This window comes from Propionivibrio soli (genome assembly GCF_025770765.1).
GTDB classification, from domain to species: Bacteria; Pseudomonadota; Gammaproteobacteria; order Burkholderiales; family Rhodocyclaceae; genus Propionivibrio; species Propionivibrio soli.
The window spans coordinates 51,704-66,137 of the sequence record NZ_JANZKY010000014.1; the positions used below are offsets into that span (position 1 = coordinate 51,704).

Consider the following 14,434-nt stretch of genomic DNA (forward strand, 5'->3'; position numbering starts at 1 on the left):
CATGCCCAAGCGTACAGACCTCAAAAGCATTCTCATCATCGGCGCCGGCCCGATCGTCATCGGGCAGGCGTGCGAGTTCGACTATTCCGGTGCGCAGGCCTGCAAGGCGCTGCGTGAAGAAGGCTTCCGCGTCATTCTGGTGAACTCCAATCCGGCGACGATCATGACCGACCCGGAGATGGCCGACGTTACCTACATCGAGCCGATCACCTGGAAAGTCGTCGAGAAAATCATCGAGAAGGAACGCCCCGACGCGCTGCTGCCGACGATGGGCGGTCAGACCGCGCTCAACTGCGCGCTCGATCTCGCGCATAACGGTGTGCTTGAGAAGTATGGCGTCGAGATGATAGGCGCCAGCAAGGAAGCGATCGACAAGGCCGAGGACCGTGAGAAGTTCAAGGAGGCGATGACGAGGATCGGCCTCGGGTCGGCCAAGTCCGCCATGGCGCACAGCATGGAAGAGGCGCAGCAGGTACAGGCGGCGCTCGGCTTTCCGGTCATCATCCGGCCGTCGTTCACCATGGGCGGCTCGGGCGGTGGTATCGCCTATAACCAGGAAGAGTTCGTCGAAATCTGCAAGCGCGGACTGGAAGCCTCACCAACGCACGAGTTGCTGATCGAAGAGTCGCTGATCGGCTGGAAAGAGTTCGAGATGGAAGTTGTCCGCGACAGGAAGGACAACTGCATCATCATCTGCTCGATCGAAAACCTCGACCCGATGGGCGTACATACGGGCGATTCGATCACCGTGGCGCCGGCGCAGACTCTGACTGACAAGGAATACCAGATCATGCGCGACGCATCGATTGCCGTGCTGCGCGAGATCGGTGTCGATACGGGTGGATCGAACGTGCAGTTCGCGATCAATCCGCTCGACGGCCGCATGATTGTCATCGAGATGAATCCGCGCGTGTCGCGCTCGTCGGCCTTGGCCTCGAAGGCGACCGGTTTCCCGATCGCCAAGGTGGCTGCCAAACTCGCCGTCGGCTACACCCTAGACGAACTGGCCAACGAGATTACCGGCGGCAAGACGCCAGCGTCGTTCGAGCCGTCGATCGACTACGTGGTGACTAAGGTTCCACGGTTCGCCTTCGAGAAATTCCCCGCCGCCAATCCGCGCCTGACGACGCAGATGAAGTCGGTCGGCGAGGTGATGGCGATCGGCCGCACTTTCCAGGAGTCGTTCCAGAAAGCGTTGCGCGGCTTAGAAGTCGGCGTCGACGGAATGAACCAGCGCACGACCGACCGCGAAGAACTGGAGAAGGAACTCGGCGAGCCGGGGCCGGAGCGTATATGGTACGTTGGCGACGCGTTCGAGAACGGTTTTACGCTCGACGAAGTGCATGGGCTGACGCATATCGACCCGTGGTTTTTGGCGCAGATCGAAGACATCGTGCGTATCGAAATGACGCTCGACGACATGTCGATCGACGAAATCGACGCGCCGACGCTGCGCGAACTCAAGCGCAAGGGCTTCTCGGACCGTCGTCTCGGCAAGCTGCTGAAGACGACTGACAAGGCCGTGCGCGAGCGCCGCCATGCATTGGGTATCCGCCCGGTATACAAACGAGTCGATACCTGCGCCGCGGAATTCGCGACCAACACCGCCTACATGTACTCGACCTACGAGGAAGAGTGCGAAGCGGCGCCGAGCGATCGCAAGAAGATCATGGTCCTCGGCGGCGGACCGAACCGGATCGGCCAGGGCATCGAGTTCGACTACTGCTGCGTGCATGCGGCGCTGGCCCTGCGCGAAGACGGCTACGAGACGATCATGGTGAACTGTAACCCTGAGACCGTGTCGACTGACTACGACACCTCAGATCGTCTGTACTTCGAACCGCTGACGCTGGAAGACGTGCTCGAAATCGTCGCCGTCGAGAAACCGGTGGGCGTCATCGTACAGTTCGGTGGGCAGACGCCGCTCAAACTCGCGCGTGACCTCGAAGCCAATGGCGTGCCGATCATCGGGACCAGTCCGGATATGATCGATGCGGCGGAAGATCGTGAGCGCTTTCAACAACTGCTCAACGATCTCGGCCTCAGGCAACCGCCAAACCGGACAGCGCGGACCGAAGAGGATGCGTTGCGTCTTGCCAACGAAATCGGTTACCCGCTCGTCGTACGGCCATCCTACGTGTTGGGCGGCCGGGCGATGGAAATCGTCCATGAGCCCCGCGACCTCGAGCGCTACATGCGCGAGGCGGTGAAAGTTTCGAACGACTCGCCGGTGCTGCTCGACCGCTTTTTGAACGACGCGGTTGAGGTCGATGTCGATGCGCTGTCCGACGGCGACGAGGTCATCATCGGTGGCGTCATGGAGCATATCGAGCAGGCGGGCGTCCATTCGGGCGACTCGGCATGTTCGTTGCCGCCGTATTCCCTGACGGCGGCGATGCAGGACGAATTGCGCCGGCAGACCAAGTTGATGGCCAAGGGGCTAAATGTCTGCGGCCTCATGAACGTCCAGTTCGCGATCCAGAACGATGTGGTATATGTTTTGGAGGTGAATCCGCGTGCTTCGCGAACGGTGCCCTTCGTGTCGAAAGCCACGGGCATTCAGTTAGCGAAAGTAGCAGCGCGTTGCATGGCGGGGCGCTCGCTGGTCAGCCAAGGGGTGCGGGAGGAAGTGGTTCCGCCATACTTCTCGGTGAAGGAAGCGGTTTTCCCGTTCAACAAGTTTCCCGGCGTCGATACCATTCTCGGTCCGGAGATGAAGTCGACGGGCGAAGTGATGGGCGTTGGCCGCTCCTTTGAAGAAGCATTCGTGAAGAGCCAGGCGGGTGCCGGTGTGAAACTGCCGACGTCGGGTCGGGTCTTTATCAGTGTGAAGGAGTCGGACAAGCCGAAGGTGGCCGAGATCGCGAGGGATCTGCACGAAGCCGGGTTCACTATCGTCGCGACACGCGGCACAGCGGCGACGATCGCGGCGGAAGGAATTCCGGTTTCAGTGGTCAATAAGGTGACCGAAGGTCGTCCGCACGTTGTGGATATGATCAAGAACAACGAGATTTCGCTGATCATCAACACGGTCGATGAGAAACGCAAAGCGATCAGCGATTCGCGTTCGATTCGAACTTCGGGCCTTGCCGCCAGGGTGACGATGTATACCACCGTATGGGGTGCCGAGGCTGCGGCCGTCGGCATCAAGAACCGCGGCGAACTCGTCGTTTATCCCATCCAGAGTCTGCACGCACAACTTAACTAGAAACTTCCAAAGCCGCCGGTCAACCTGCTCCGCGCAGGCCGGCGGTTTTTGCTTTGGTAGAAAAACAAGCGAGTAAATCACATGAGCAAAGTACCGCTGACCATTCAAGGCGCCGAGCGCCTCCGTGTCGAACTGCAGCACTTGAAAGCCGTCGACCGGCCGAACGTCATTGCCGCGATCGCGGAAGCGCGTTCGTACGGCGACTTATCGGAGAACGCGGAGTACGACGCGGCCAAAGAGCGTCAGGCATTCGTCGAGGGGCGGATCCAGGAGATCGAGGGCAAGCTCTCCAATGCGCAGATCATTGACCCCAAGCTGCTCGATGCCGATGGTCGAGCCGTGTTCGGCGCCACCCTCGATCTTGAGGACCAGGAAAGTGGCGCTCAGGTAACGTACCAAATCGTCGGTGAGGATGAAGCCGACATCAAGGGTGGGAAGATCTCGGTCAATTCGCCGATCGCACGTGCACTGATCGGCAAGTTTGCCGGCGATATCGCCCAGGTGCAGGCGCCCGGCGGTATCCGCGAATACGAAGTGCTCGACGTGCGTTACGAGTAACCTCACCATGCGGCGAGTTGCCGGAAGCCTTGCCGAGTATGTGTATTTCGCCGCCCTCACGCTCTGGGTGGGCGGCGTGTGGTCGATCGGCTATATCGTTGCGCCGATCCTGTTCGCGACGCTCGACGATAAGCAACTGGCTGGCCTTGTCGCGGGGAAGATGTTTACATTCGTCGGCTGGATCGGTCTCGGCTGCGGCGTTTACGTTCTTCTCTACAGCAGGCTGAGGGAAGAAAAAAACCGGGTGTTCTCCTGGTGCGTATTTGCCATGCTGGTTCTGACGGTCGCCATGCTGTTCGGTATTCAGCCGTTGATGGCACAGCTCAAACTGCAAGCCTTCCCGCTGGATGTGATGCAGAGTCCGCTACGCGCCCGGTTCGTCTTTTGGCACGGTCTTTCCAGCGTCCTCTACCTGCTGCAGAGCCTGCTCGGGATAGTTGTGGCGACGCTGGCGCGACCGGCATCGAAATGAAACGAGCCGGATCGGCCAGGAAGACGATGGCTCATATATCGCCCTGGAAACTTCGTTTCGTGCGCCGTGGGCCGGTGCGCGCGGAATGCGGTGGACGATGCGCTTTCGCCGCTTTCCCGTCCTCTTCTTCGCTTGGACGCCAGACAACGAGCAGTTTTCCGATGTGTTGCACCGGGGCTGCCCGCAACTTTTCGCAGATTTGGGAAAGATACTCTTCGCGGACGTTGCGGTCGTCTTCGAACACCCGAATCTTTATCAATTCATGGCTTTTGAGGCTGATATCGATCTCGCGCAGAACCGAATCGGAAAGCCCGTTCTGGCTGACGGCTACGACGGGATTGAGGCCGTGGGCTCGGGCGCGCAAGGAGCGGCGTTGCTCGGATGTGATCTGGATCATGCGGATGGGTCTTTCAAAACGGCCTTTCGAAGCGCGCATTCTACCGGTTTGACGCCATGAAACGAACCAAGACGAGCAAAGCCTGGCTGCATGAACACGTGACTGACGCTTACGTACAGCGTGCGAAGGCAGAAGGATACCGGTCGCGGGCGGCTTTCAAACTGATGGAAATCGATGATCGGGACCATTTGATTCGCCCAGGGGAGGTCGTTGTTGACCTCGGCTCGACCCCGGGCGGTTGGTCCCAGGTAGCCGCCAAGCGTCTGGGCGGGAACGGCCGTGTCATCGCGCTCGATCTTCTCGAAATGGAACCCTTGCACGGTGTTGAGTTCTTCCAGGGTGACTTCAGAGACGAAGAGGTACTGCGCCGGCTCGAAAATGTGCTCGGTGGTCGCAAAGCGGGCCTTGTTCTTTCGGATATGGCCCCCAATATTTCGGGTATACCGGTTTCGGACCAGGCGCGTGTAATGCATCTCGCGGAACTTGGGTTGGAATTCGCGCGGGAGTGGCTGAAACCGGAGGGGGCTTTCCTGGTCAAAGTCTTTCAAGGATATGGATACGAAGAGTTTGTGCGGACGTTGCGGAGCGTTTTCCGGGATGTGTCGACGCGCAAGCCGGATGCGTCCCGCGACCGAAGTTCCGAAGTGTATTTGCTGGGAAGAGGGCTGAAGGAAGTAGGCTAGAGGTGGCGTTGCGACCTGCCCCCTGGGCGCATGGTTTGCCGAATAAAGGTTTAGAATGACGCTGTTGCAGATTTTGCGCGGTTGATACTCTCCCGCCGATAGTTCGGGAGCAACAATGAAGAGGTACAGCATTGAATAACATGTTCAAGAATCTGGCGGTCTGGCTCGTCATCGGCCTCGTGTTGATGACCGTCTTCAACCAGTTCAATTCCCGCCAGGTTACGCAAGCCTCGATGGAATACTCCGAATTCATGGAGGAAGTCGGGCGTGGTTCCATTTCCAAGGTTGTGATCGAAGGTCGGGTGCTCAAAGCGACCACCAGTGACGGACGCAAGTTGACGACCTACGCTCCTCCTGACCTCTGGATGGTCTCCGACCTCCTGAAGCATGGCGTCAAGGTCGAGGCGAAGCCGGAAGAAGAGCAGTCGTTCCTGATGAACATCTTCGTCAGTTGGTTCCCGATGCTTTTGCTGATCGGCGTGTGGGTCTTCTTCATGCGCCAGATGCAGGGCGGTGGGCGTGGCGGCGCCTTCTCATTCGGCAAGAGCAAGGCACGCTTGCTCGACGAATCGACCAACAACATTACCTTCGCAGATGTCGCGGGTTGCGATGAGGCGAAGGAAGAAGTCTCCGAACTCGTCGAGTTTCTCAAAGATCCGTCGAAATTCCAGAAACTCGGTGGCCGAATCCCCAAGGGCGTGTTGCTGGTCGGCAACCCCGGGACAGGTAAGACGTTGCTTGCCAAAGCCATCGCCGGTGAGGCCAAGGTTCCGTTCTTCTCGATCTCCGGTTCCGACTTCGTCGAAATGTTCGTGGGCGTAGGTGCAGCCCGTGTTCGCGACATGTTCGAGAACGCCAAGAAACACGCGCCATGCATCATCTTCATTGACGAACTCGACGCGGTCGGTCGTCAGCGTGGCGCTGGCCTCGGTGGTGGGAACGATGAACGCGAACAGACGTTGAACCAGATGCTCGTCGAGATGGACGGCTTCGAGGCAAGCGTCGGCGTTATCGTGATCGCCGCGACGAACCGTCCGGACGTCCTCGACCCGGCGTTAATGCGCCCGGGCCGTTTCGACCGCCAGGTTGTCGTACCGCTGCCCGATATCCGGGGCCGCGAGCAGATTCTCATGGTTCACATGCGCAAGGTGCCACTGTCTCCCGACGTCAAGGCCGATATCCTCGCGCGCGGTACGCCGGGCATGTCGGGTGCGGATCTTGCAAATCTGGTCAACGAGGCGGCGCTGTTCGCAGCGCGTTCCAACAAGCGGCTCGTGGACATGGATGACTTCGAGAAGGCGAAAGACAAGATCCTCATGGGTGCCGAGCGCCGTAGCATGGTCATGAACGAGGAAGAGAAGCGCAATACCGCTTATCACGAGTCGGGCCATGCCGTGGTGGCCAAGCTGGTACCGAAGTCCGACCCGGTACACAAGGTGACGATCATTCCGCGCGGCCGTGCGTTGGGCCTCACCATGCAATTGCCGGAGGAAGACCGCTACGCGTATGACCGTACCTATCTCTTGAGCCGGATCGCGGTGCTGTTCGGTGGCCGGATTGCCGAAGAATTGTTCATGAACCAGATGACGACCGGCGCTTCGAACGACTTTGAGCGTGCGACCCAGATGGCGCGCGACATGGTGACCCGTTACGGGATGTCGGACGTGCTCGGTCCGATGGTCTACGGCGAGAACGAAGGCGAAGTCTTCCTCGGCCGCTCGGTTACGACGCACAAGAACATGTCCGAGTCGACGATGCAAAAGGTCGACCTGGAGATCCGTCGCATCATCGACGAGCAATACGCGTTGGCGCGGAAGCTGCTCGAAGACAACCGCGACAAAGTGGAAGCCATGACGGCCGCTCTGCTCGAACTGGAGACGATCGACGCCGACCAGATCGACGACATCATGGCTGGTCGTCCGCCGCGGCCGCCGAAACAGATGACGATCAAGGGATCGAGTTCGGAAGGTACTCCCCCGCCGGATGCCGCACCGAGCGCTACCGCGCCGGCCTGATCGGCGAGCGAAAATGACCAACCGGGGGCTCCCAAAGCCCCCGGTTTTTTTGCGTCCTGCTCTGGAGTGCGAATGGGTAAGCTGCGCTGTGGGAAATTCGAACTGATACTCGACCGGCCCTTCGTTATGGGCATCGTGAATCTGACGCCTGATTCGTTCTCAGGCGACGGGTTGGCGACCGACATGAGTGCGGCCATCGCCCACGCGCGGTGTCAGATTGAGGCCGGAGCGGATCTGCTCGACCTCGGGGCCGAATCATCGCGGCCCGGAGCTATTCCAACATCGCTGGACGATGAACTCAAACGCCTCCTCCCCGTGCTCGACGCGTTGCGCGATTGCGGGGTACCGATTTCCGTCGACACCTACAAGCCGGAGGTGATGCGAGCAGCCATTGCGCACGGCGCGGCGATGATCAACGATATCTTTGCGCTGCGTCGCCCCGGAGCTATTGAGGCGGTGGCCGACAGTGACTGTGCAGTGTGCCTCATGCACATGCAGGGCGAACCGCTCACGATGCAACAGAGCCCACAGTATGCCGACGTGATCACGGAAGTGGGCGGTTTTCTGGAAGAACGCATAGGAGCTTTACTCGCCGCCGGGATTGCGCGAGATCGGCTGGTATTGGATCCAGGTTTCGGGTTCGGAAAGACGGTTCAACATAACGTTCAACTTCTCCAGCACCTCGACGCGCTTTCGGCGAGCGGTCTGCCGATCCTCGCCGGTCTCTCGCGCAAGTCGATGCTCGGCGCAATCACGGGACGTCCTGTCGAAGACCGTGCAAGTGCCAGCGTGGCCGCAGCGCTCATCGCCACGCAGCGGGGAGCGACTATTCTGCGCGTTCACGACGTGGCGGCGACGTGCGACGCGCTTGCGGTTTTGCGTGCGGTTGAGGCCGGCTAGAAAAACGGCGAGGGTTCGGCGCGTATTGGATATGTGCCAAATGCTAAGCGCTTGTGGCACGATAAGGACACTGAATCGCACGTTTGAGTCGCCGCCATCCATTCATTGGCCTTTCTGTTTTCAGGAAGCTCCGCTTCGCCAAGGATAGGGCGGTGCCCGACAGGGAAGAAAGACAACGACATGCCTGTGGAAACCGAACTAAAGCTGCGTCTGCCGTCTTCGCAAGCGGCTCTCCTCGCGTCGCATCCGCTGTTGCAAGGCGTTGTTGCTCATCGGTGCCGCCTATTCAATACCTACTACGACACGCCGGACCTCGATCTCGCGGCGCATCGAATCGCCTTGCGGCTGCGTCGAAAGGGCCGTTCCACATGGTTGATGACGGTCAAGGGCGGCGACTCGGGCGCCGGGGGCTTGGCGCAGCGCAACGAGTGGGAGGCGCCGACCGAGCCCGGGGTTTTCGACTTCGGTATCGTGACTGATCCTGACTTGCGCGACTTGCTGGAGTCGTGCCGGGCGACCTTGCAGCCCCTATTTACGACCGACTTCACACGCACCTCGTGGTTGTTGCGACGAGGCGAGGCGGCCGTCGAGATTGCGTTTGACCGCGGCCGAATCGGCGCGGGCTCGTCGGCATCTAGTGCGAGCGCAACCGGCACCAAACGCGAGATGATCTGCGAACTGGAGCTGGAATTGGTGGAGGGAACGTCGTCCGACGTGCTCTTCGACATCGCGATGGAACTCGCGGCCGACATGCGGTTGCATCCCGAGGTTAGCAGCAAGGCCGAGCGCGGTTACGCGTTGGCTCTCGGTGCGGCCTCGCCGCCGGCGAAAGCGTTCGCTTCGCCGGTGCGCAAGGGCATGTCACCGGACGACGCGTTCCGGTCCATTGCGTTGGCAAGTGTGCTGCAACTGCAGCGCAACGAAGCCGGCGCGGTGGCCGGCGAAGACCCTGAGTACGTGCATCAGGCACGCGTCGCGATTCGCCGCCTGCGTTCCGCCTTCCGGCTCTTCTCGCCCGTGCTTACCGAGGCTTTCATCGAGGTCTACAGCTCGCGCTGGCGGGATTTGGCAAAGAGCCTGGGCGACGCCCGGGATTGGGACGTGTTTCTCAGCGAGACGCTGGCTCCCCTTGAGGAGGCATTCCCCGGGGATCCCGATCTGCGCATCTTGCGCGAACGGAGCGAAGCCGCCAAGGCGAAGGCACGAAAGGTGGCTGGTGTCGCCCTTGGGCAGAACGAATACAGCCGGCTGCTGCTGGCGTTCTCGGCGGCGCTTCTGCGAGGCGAACCTCCGACCATCGCGGCGCACCGGAAGGCGGTGAGCGGCAGCCTGCGCAAGTTTGTCGCGAAGCGCCTAGAGAAGCGAGTTGCGGCGATCGATCGCTTCACCAATGGGTCGGGGAAGATGAACGCCGAGCGATGGCACAAACTGCGCATCGAGTTCAAGAAGCTGCGCTATGCCGTGGAGTTTTTCTCACCGTTGATGTCGGGCAAGCGCCTCGTTGCGTACCAGACGGCGTTGGCGGCTATCCAGGATCAACTGGGACGGCTCAACGATCAGGCGACGGCCTCTCGCCTGATTCGCGATATCCATCCCAAAGGCGAACCGGACCCGCTGACGCAGGGCTGGATCGCCGGCCGTACCGATCTGCTCATTTCCTCGCTGAACGAGGAGCTACGCCGCTTTGCGGCGCGCAAGAAACCCTGGCGCTAGATCGCTGAGATTGCTAAGGCGGCTCCTTGCCGTCTTGGCTTAGTGCACCGTCGGCGGGGTTTCCGGCATGTCACGAAAGAGTTCATCGATCGCTGCGCGATCGAAGCGGTATTCGCGGTTCGCCAGATCGTCGCGGATGACGATCGCGCCGCGTTCGTCGAGCACACCGTAGATTTCCTCGCGTCCGAGGGTACGCAGCATGTTGCCGATCTTCTCGCGGTCTTCGGGGCAATTGTTCGTCACCGCACGCGGGTTGAACACGCGCACCGCTTCCTCGTGGAAGATGCGCGCCAGCAGCGACTCCGGCGACAGGCCGATCAATTCTTCGGGCTTTGCGGTCGCGGCCAACGTTTCGATACGTCGCCAGCCGTCGGGATCGCGCTGGTCGGTCGACGGCATTTTCTGCAGGAACAGACCGGCGATTCCACTCTCCGTGGCGGCGAGGAAAAAGCGCGTGGTGATTTGCTCGGATTGCATCAGGTAGTGCTCGAAAACTTCGGCGATGTTGTTGCCGACCATCGGTACGACGCTCTGGTAGGGCTGGCGCATCGAGGGAAATTCGAGCGAGAGCAGCAGTTGTCCTTGCCCAAGAAGTGCAAGTGGCGGCGCATCCGGCACCTCATCGGCGTGTTGCGCCATGCAGCGGGTGTTCAGCGCGTCATTACAGTCGATTACCAGCAACGACACCGGCCCATCACCGCGCAGCTGTACGGTAACCCGCCCGGCTTGTTTGAGATTATCGGTGAGCAGCAGAGCCGTCGCCGTCATTTCGCCGAGAAGAATGATGACCGGGCCCGGATAATCGCGATTCGTTAGCAGTTGCTGCCAAATCGAGCCAAGACGCACCACGGCGCCGCGGATATCGAGGTCGTCGAGCAGAAAGCGCTGGACGGCATTTTCCATCAGTTATTTTCCTTCGAAATTGCCTGAGCGTAGCTCTCCGGTGTGAAGCCGACCAACAGACTCGGTCCGGTGTCGAGAACGGGGCGTTTGATCAACGCCGGATATTGACTCATCAGGGTCAGTGCCTTCGCTTCGTCGACGTCGGCCCGCTCGTCTTCGCTCAGCTTACGCCACATGAGGCCGCGCGTATTCAACAGCGTTCGCCATCCGGCTCGCCGATTCCAGTCGGCAAGATGTGCGCCGACGACACCGGCCTTCTTGTAATCGATAAATTCATAGGCGACACCTTGAGCGTCCAGCCAGGAGAAGGCCTTCTTCATTGTGTCGCAGTTCTTGATGCCGAATATTCTGATCATTGTTTTCTTCGCTCAATTCAAGCGGGGTGGCGGAATAGCGTCGCGCCGACTTCTCGGGAACACAAACGAGCCGCACAATGCGTCGTTTCGCGTTGCCGTTCGAGTTCCTAGGGAGAATTCTATGCTCGCCCGGGCTCCGCGGTGACACGGAGCTTCTTTGCGCGCAATTGTTTCCGGAGCGCGCTTTCACCATCCGCCGTCAGGCCGCCGAAGTCCCTCAGCCATGAACAAAGCATTTCTTCTTCGGGAAGCAACTGGTCTGGCTCGGTTTTCAGTCCACGGATGGCGTGATTGATTCGGGCGTCGATCACAGCGCATTCCTCATGCGTTTCTGAAGCCAGATCGGCAAGCACGATTTCATTCTCGAAATTCCTAGCTGTGTCGTCCAGGTGCTCGAGTGTACTGTGTTCCATGCGCAGGACGAACTGGAATCGGGCGTGTTTCTCCTGGAAAGTGCCGAGCATCGCGTCGAAATCGGCCATCATGCCGGCCGTTTGAGCCGCGAAGACCATTTCATTAACGAGCCGTGTAGCAAAAGCGTCCAAAAAACCTTCCGGATCGCCTGCCTTCAAGCCGGGGAAAAACATGGCGTAGCTGGAGTCGATGTCCACAACAATGGCGCACGGCTTGCCCTGAATAAGCGCAAGATGGGCTTGCCACTGCTTTACCTCGCGTGGCGGCTGCCCGTCGACATCGATCAAGTGTGGCCCGTCTTCGGAAGGGCGCGGCGAGGGCGCTTCGCCCACCAGTGGCGCGGAGCCGGTCTTCCTCGGCTCGATGAACTCGGCGAAAGCTTGCGAGCAGTTGAAGATGATCATGCGGGATTATCGCTGTTATTCGCCCACGCCCAAGGGGCCAAGAGGTTCGTCTCTTCGTCCGCCCTTATCCAAGCAAAGCCTCAACGCCTTAGTTTCGCGAACGCGGCGGCCATCGCTCCAGCAGGTTCGGGCTGACGGGCCTGCTGTTGTTTGGCCTTGTTGCTCATCGGTACGCCACCTTTCTTGACGCCGCTAGGGGCTGGCTCGTCGGTCAAGCGCATCGTCAGAGCGATGCGCTGACGTGGCAGATCGACTTCGAGCACCTTGACCTTGACGACATCGCCGGCCTTCACCACTTCGCGCGGGTCCTTCACAAACTTGTTGGAGAGCGCGGAGATGTGCACGAGTCCATCCTGATGCACGCCGATGTCGACGAAAGCACCGAAGTTGGCGACGTTGGTGACTACGCCTTCGAGGATCATGCCGGACTGCAGATCCTTGACTTCCTCGACGCCGTCCTTGAAGACGGCGGTCTTGAACTCGGGACGTGGGTCGCGGCCGGGTTTTTCGAGTTCCTTGAGAATGTCCTGCACGGTCGGCAGGCCGAACTTCTCATCCGTGTATTTGGCCGGCTGCAGGGATTTGACGAGGCGCGAGTCGCCGATGACGTCTTTGATTCCTTTCTTGATGTCGGCGAGGATGCGTTCGACGAGCGGATATGCCTCCGGGTGCACAGCCGAGGCGTCGAGCGGGTTTTCGCCGTTCGTGATGCGCAAGAAGCCGGCCGCCTGCTCAAAGGTTTTCTCGCCCATGCGCGGCACTTGCAGCAGTTGCTTGCGGTCGCTGAAGGCGCCGTTCTTGTCGCGGTACGAGACAATGTTGTTGGCGAGCGTGCTGTTGAGGCCGGATACGCGCGTGAGAAGCGGTATGGATGCCGTGTTGACGTCAACGCCGACGGCGTTCACGCAATCCTCGACGACGCCGTCGAGCGCGCGGGCCAGCTTGGTTTGGCTGACGTCGTGCTGGTATTGGCCGACGCCGATGGACTTCGGCTCGATTTTCACGAGTTCGGCGAGTGGGTCCTGGAGCCGACGCGCGATCGACACGGCGCCTCGCAGGCTGACATCGAGCTCGGGGAATTCACGGGCGGCATACTCGGACGCGGAGTAAACCGAGGCACCGGCTTCGGAGACCACAACTTTGGTCATGTGCAATTCGGGCACCAGCCTGATCAGGTCTGCTGCCAGCTTGTCTGTTTCGCGCGAAGCGGTGCCATTGCCGATACTGATGAGGTCAACGTTATGCTTTTTGGCTAGTGCGGCGAGTGTATGCAGGGCGCCGTCCCAATCGCGGCGAGGTTCGTGCGGATAGACGGTGGCGGTATCGAGCACCTTTCCCGTCGCGTCGACGACGGCGATCTTGCAGCCGGTGCGGATGCCAGGGTCGATGCCCATCGTCGCCCGTTGACCTGCCGGAGCGGCGAGCAGGAGATCGTGCAAGTTGGTGCCGAAGACGCGGATGGCTTCTTCCTCGGCGCGCTCGCGCAAAGCATTCATCAGGTCCAGCTCCAGATGCATGAACACCTTGACGCGCCATGTCCACCGTACGGTATCCACGAGCCATTTGTCGGCCGGGCGGCCTTGGTCGGCGATACCGAAATGCTTGGCGATGCGGGCTTCGCAGGGGTTTGGCCCGGCTGGCTTGTTGGCTTCGTCGAGTTCGCTGTCGAGGACCAGTGCCACCTGCAGCGCCCCCTCGTTGCGGCCGCGGAAGAGGGCGAGCGCGCGGTGCGATGGTACGTTGGCCACCGGTTCCGAATAATCGAAGTAGTCGCGGAACTTCGCGCCCTCGGTTTCCTTGCCTTCGACCACCGTCGATTTGACGACTCCGTGCTCGTCGAGGTATTCGCGCAGCTTGCCGAGCAGCGTGGCGTCTTCGGAAAACTGCTCCATCAGGATCTGGCGTGCGCCATCGAGCACCGCCTTTACGTCGGCGAAGCCGGCGTCCGCGTTGAGGTACTTCTCGGCTTCCACCTCGGGTGTCAGCGTGGGATCGGCCAGCAAAGCCTCGGCGAGCGGAGCGAGACCGGCTTCGCGCGCGATCTGCGCCTTGGTGCGCCGTTTGGGCTTATACGGAAGATAAAGGTCTTCGAGGCTCTGTTTTGTCTCGGCCGCATCGATCTGAGCGGCCAATTCGGGGGTTAGTTTTCCCTGTTCGTCGATCGAAGCGAGGATCGCGGCGCGGCGTTCCTCCAGTTCGCGCAAATAGGTCAGCCGCTCGTCCAACGTGCGCAATTGCGTGTCGTCCAGTCCGCCCGTCACTTCCTTGCGGTAGCGGGCAACAAACGGAACGGTCGCGCCCTCGTCGAGCAGGCCGACGGCCGCGACGACCTGATGCAAGGTACAGCCGATTTCTTCGGCAATCTTCTGGGTGATGCGGAGTTCTGCAGATGAGGCCATCGGCGCTTCTTT

The 14,434-nt window shown here is 60.3% G+C and carries 12 protein-coding genes; 7 read left to right on the top strand and 5 right to left on the bottom strand.

Annotation, left to right across the window (positions count from 1 at the left end):
* The first annotated feature begins 1 nt into the window (after position 1).
* The 3 genes from carB (at position 2) to NZ453_RS16410 (ending at position 4,238) form a co-directional block, all read left to right on the top strand.
* Positions 2 to 3,208, top strand: coding sequence for a carbamoyl-phosphate synthase large subunit (gene carB / locus NZ453_RS16400; RefSeq protein WP_263771813.1), 3,207 nt, complete (start codon positions 2 to 4; stop codon positions 3,206 to 3,208).
* An 81-nt stretch (positions 3,209 to 3,289) separates the two neighbouring features.
* Positions 3,290 to 3,766: a transcription elongation factor GreA gene (gene greA / locus NZ453_RS16405; protein WP_263771814.1), complete on the top strand. Its 477-nt coding sequence runs from the start codon at positions 3,290 to 3,292 to the stop codon at positions 3,764 to 3,766.
* 7 nt (positions 3,767 to 3,773) lie between these two features.
* Positions 3,774 to 4,238 (top strand): DUF4149 domain-containing protein, encoded by a 465-nt coding sequence (locus NZ453_RS16410; protein WP_263771815.1) that lies wholly within the window; start codon positions 3,774 to 3,776, stop codon positions 4,236 to 4,238.
* 31 nt (positions 4,239 to 4,269) lie between these two features.
* Here NZ453_RS16410 and NZ453_RS16415 read toward each other — a convergent pair whose 3' ends face one another.
* On the bottom strand, positions 4,270 to 4,635 hold the full coding sequence (locus tag NZ453_RS16415; RefSeq protein WP_263771816.1) for a YhbY family RNA-binding protein: 366 nt from the start codon (positions 4,633 to 4,635) through the stop codon (positions 4,270 to 4,272).
* 56 nt (positions 4,636 to 4,691) lie between these two features.
* On the opposite strand from NZ453_RS16415, the gene rlmE reads away from it, so the two are divergent.
* The 4 genes from rlmE to NZ453_RS16435 all read left to right on the top strand — a co-directional run bounded on the left by rlmE (position 4,692) and on the right by NZ453_RS16435 (position 9,946).
* On the top strand, positions 4,692 to 5,318 hold the full coding sequence (rlmE, locus tag NZ453_RS16420; RefSeq protein ID WP_263771817.1) for a 23S rRNA (uridine(2552)-2'-O)-methyltransferase RlmE: 627 nt from the start codon (positions 4,692 to 4,694) through the stop codon (positions 5,316 to 5,318).
* Positions 5,319 to 5,449: 131 nt separating this feature from the next.
* Positions 5,450 to 7,333, top strand: coding sequence for an ATP-dependent zinc metalloprotease FtsH (gene ftsH, locus NZ453_RS16425; RefSeq protein WP_275983244.1), 1,884 nt, complete (start codon positions 5,450 to 5,452; stop codon positions 7,331 to 7,333).
* Positions 7,334 to 7,405: 72 nt separating this feature from the next.
* Complete coding sequence (folP, locus tag NZ453_RS16430; protein ID WP_263771819.1) at positions 7,406 to 8,233, top strand: dihydropteroate synthase; 828 nt, start codon at positions 7,406 to 7,408, stop codon at positions 8,231 to 8,233.
* Between the two features lie 180 nt (positions 8,234 to 8,413).
* Positions 8,414 to 9,946 carry a CYTH and CHAD domain-containing protein gene (locus NZ453_RS16435; protein ID WP_263771820.1) on the top strand — a complete coding sequence of 511 codons (1,533 nt, stop codon included), beginning with the start codon at positions 8,414 to 8,416 and terminating at the stop codon, positions 9,944 to 9,946.
* 39 nt (positions 9,947 to 9,985) lie between these two features.
* On the opposite strand, the gene hslO is transcribed toward NZ453_RS16435, so the two are convergent.
* The 4 genes from hslO to NZ453_RS16455 all read right to left on the bottom strand — a co-directional run bounded on the left by hslO (position 9,986) and on the right by NZ453_RS16455 (position 14,422).
* Entirely contained in the window at positions 9,986 to 10,849 is an 864-nt protein-coding gene (hslO, locus tag NZ453_RS16440) for an Hsp33 family molecular chaperone HslO (protein ID WP_263771821.1), read from the bottom strand.
* Positions 10,849 to 11,205, bottom strand: coding sequence for an arsenate reductase (locus tag NZ453_RS16445; protein ID WP_263771822.1), 357 nt, complete (start codon positions 11,203 to 11,205; stop codon positions 10,849 to 10,851). The genes hslO and NZ453_RS16445 overlap by 1 nt, the downstream gene beginning before the upstream one ends.
* Before the next feature lie 119 nt (positions 11,206 to 11,324).
* Positions 11,325 to 12,023 (bottom strand): DUF6933 domain-containing protein, encoded by a 699-nt coding sequence (locus NZ453_RS16450; RefSeq protein ID WP_263771823.1) that lies wholly within the window; start codon positions 12,021 to 12,023, stop codon positions 11,325 to 11,327.
* A gap of 80 nt (positions 12,024 to 12,103) precedes the next feature.
* A complete protein-coding gene (locus tag NZ453_RS16455) occupies positions 12,104 to 14,422 on the bottom strand; it encodes a Tex family protein (protein WP_263771824.1) in 2,319 nt (772 codons plus the stop codon).
* Positions 14,423 to 14,434: the final 12 nt, after the last annotated feature.

Excerpts from the sequence above, each read along its gene's own strand:
- NZ453_RS16410 (WP_263771815.1), top strand. The coding sequence starts at position 3,774 with ATGCGGCGAGTTGCCGGAAGCCTTGCCGAGTATGTGTATTTCGCCGCC.
- NZ453_RS16415 (WP_263771816.1), bottom strand. The coding sequence starts at position 4,635 with ATGATCCAGATCACATCCGAGCAACGCCGCTCCTTGCGCGCCCGAGCC.
- NZ453_RS16455 (WP_263771824.1), bottom strand. The coding sequence starts at position 14,422 with ATGGCCTCATCTGCAGAACTCCGCATCACCCAGAAGATTGCCGAAGAA.
- NZ453_RS16445 (WP_263771822.1), bottom strand. The coding sequence starts at position 11,205 with ATGATCAGAATATTCGGCATCAAGAACTGCGACACAATGAAGAAGGCC.
- carB (WP_263771813.1), top strand. The coding sequence starts at position 2 with ATGCCCAAGCGTACAGACCTCAAAAGCATTCTCATCATCGGCGCCGGC.
- NZ453_RS16450 (WP_263771823.1), bottom strand. The coding sequence starts at position 12,023 with ATGATCATCTTCAACTGCTCGCAAGCTTTCGCCGAGTTCATCGAGCCG.
- NZ453_RS16435 (WP_263771820.1), top strand. The coding sequence starts at position 8,414 with ATGCCTGTGGAAACCGAACTAAAGCTGCGTCTGCCGTCTTCGCAAGCG.
- hslO (WP_263771821.1), bottom strand. The coding sequence starts at position 10,849 with ATGGAAAATGCCGTCCAGCGCTTTCTGCTCGACGACCTCGATATCCGC.
- folP (WP_263771819.1), top strand. The coding sequence starts at position 7,406 with ATGGGTAAGCTGCGCTGTGGGAAATTCGAACTGATACTCGACCGGCCC.
- rlmE (WP_263771817.1), top strand. The coding sequence starts at position 4,692 with ATGAAACGAACCAAGACGAGCAAAGCCTGGCTGCATGAACACGTGACT.
- greA (WP_263771814.1), top strand. The coding sequence starts at position 3,290 with ATGAGCAAAGTACCGCTGACCATTCAAGGCGCCGAGCGCCTCCGTGTC.